General features: G+C 64.4%; 3 protein-coding genes. 2 read left to right on the top strand and 1 reads right to left on the bottom strand.

The window, feature by feature from the left end:
- A partial coding sequence (locus VGQ94_04080; GenBank protein ID HEV2021683.1) for a hypothetical protein occupies positions 1-596 on the top strand: 596 nt, incomplete at its 5' end.
- 400 nt (positions 597-996) lie between these two features.
- A complete protein-coding gene (locus VGQ94_04075) occupies positions 997-1,245 on the top strand; it encodes a hypothetical protein (GenBank protein ID HEV2021682.1) in 249 nt (82 codons plus the stop codon).
- 100 nt (positions 1,246-1,345) lie between these two features.
- Here VGQ94_04075 and VGQ94_04070 read toward each other — a convergent pair whose 3' ends face one another.
- Positions 1,346-1,792 carry a pili assembly chaperone gene (locus VGQ94_04070; protein ID HEV2021681.1) on the bottom strand — a complete coding sequence of 149 codons (447 nt, stop codon included), beginning with the start codon at positions 1,790-1,792 and terminating at the stop codon, positions 1,346-1,348.
- Position 1,793 lies beyond the last annotated feature (1 nt).

Raw genomic sequence — 1,793 nt, 5'->3', positions numbered from 1 at the left:
TGCACGTCATCGAGCAGCACCTGGAGGGCTGTCCGCGCTGTCGCACCGAGTATGCCGCGCTCACGCGCACGCAAACCCTGGTGGCCGGACTGGGCCGCAAGCCTGCTCCCCCGGAATTGGCGCTGAAGCTGCGCGTGGCGCTCTCGCACCAGGCCTCCCGCAGTTTTGGCCGCCGCCTGGACGCACTCTGGGTGCGCGTGGAAAACGCCATCAACGCCATCATGGTTCCCGCCACGGCCGGCATCCTCACCTCGGTCTTCGCCTTCGGGCTGTTGATCGGGGTCTTTGCCCCGGGACCGCTGCAGGGCGCGCAGGACGTTCCCACCAGCTTGTACACGCCGCCGCAACTGGCCGCTGCGCCCTTTGACTCGCTGGGGGTGGCCGGCGCCGAGTCCCTGGTGGTCGAGATCGCCGTAGACGCCCAGGGCCGGGTGCAGGATTACCGCATCCTCTCCGGGCCCAAGGACGCCCAGAACCTGTTGCCCAAGCTGAACCAGATGCTCATCTTCACCGTCTTCCAGCCGGCAACCAACTTCGGGCAACCCATCCCCGGGCGCACCGTGCTCACGTTCTCCAAGGTCAACGTTCGGGGCTGAAGCCGGGACCTGCGGCCCCGGGCCGAGGTTTGATGGGGTGATAGCGCCCCCAGTTTCTACCCCACCCCCACTTCTAAGGGCGGCGCGTGTGCGCGGGATCGACGTGCGGGGGCGGCAGGGGAGGAGTCGGGAACGCAGGCGCCGACCTCAATAGCACGACTCGCACTTGTCGGCTCTCAAGCTCATGACGACCAGGCTAGCGCGCTTGGCAACGCCGGGTGGGATCGTCTGCGGAAGAGTTCCTTGAAAAACATTCTCTCGGCCAGACACTATGAAAACAGGACCGCTTGGAGCCGTCATCAGAACGAACCCATCGGCATCTTTCAGCGTGAAGTCGAGAGTCGCTCACTTTCAACGGAGTTCCGGACAACCTCCCGACCATGCTCTGCGCTGGTACGCCATGCTGGACCAGACCGTGGATCCGCGCGTCCCTTTTCTGGTGAAGCTGGCGGGACAGCAGCAGGAAGTCGTTTACCACGCGCCTCTACGGAGCCTGGTGGCCCACGACCTCACCCTGGCCCTGCTGCGCGGAGAGCTTTCGCAGCCGGCGGAGGTCACCCGCTGGTTCGACCAGCGAGTCATGTCGGCGCCGTCCAGCGGGCTTCCCGGAGCGGAAGCCCGCCCCCATCCGGCCGGCAGCCAGCGCTGAAAACCCTGCAGAGGCAAAAAAAGGAGCAGCAGACTGGTAAGTCTGTTGCTCCCCTGGCTTGTACCCTCCCCCAGGTACTTCGCCAAAACAAGACTGCAAGTTACTGCAGCGGAGGATCGGCAATCGTGGCAACCGCCGCAGTGTTGAACCGGATCACGCCCGACCCGTCAGAGAAGAACGAGCGCTGACCGGTCTGGCCACGGGCAATCGGGTCGCCGGAAATGGTGTAGGTGACTTCCGGCACCGAACCGCTGAAGCCGGCCAGTGCGAAAGCATAGCCGCTCTTCTGGTTAGGCTTCCCGGCCAGGACTTGGTCAATCAAGCAGGCTGTGGCCGCAGTTGCGGTGCAAGGAGTCGCCCCGCCCAGCGCCGCCAACGTGTTGGCAAAGCCGACGTTGGGATAGTTAGTGGAATAGGTAACTTGCGAGGTGTTGATGGTGCGGATCGAGCCCACCGCCGAAGACTCGTTCGCGGAAATACGCGCACGGAGCAGGTTCGGGATGGCAATCGCGGCGATGATCAGAATGATCGCGACCACGATCAGCAAC

Source organism: Terriglobales bacterium (assembly GCA_035937135.1).
Lineage (GTDB): Bacteria > Acidobacteriota > Terriglobia > Terriglobales > Acidobacteriaceae > DASYVL01.
The sequence above is the reverse complement of the archived record's forward strand: the minus strand, read 5'-3'. Positions and strand labels throughout refer to the sequence as shown.

Bases quoted from the DNA above. Each gene is read 5' to 3' on its own strand.
- VGQ94_04075 (HEV2021682.1), top strand. From the start codon at position 997: ATGCTGGACCAGACCGTGGATCCGCGCGTCCCTTTTCTGGTGAAGCTG.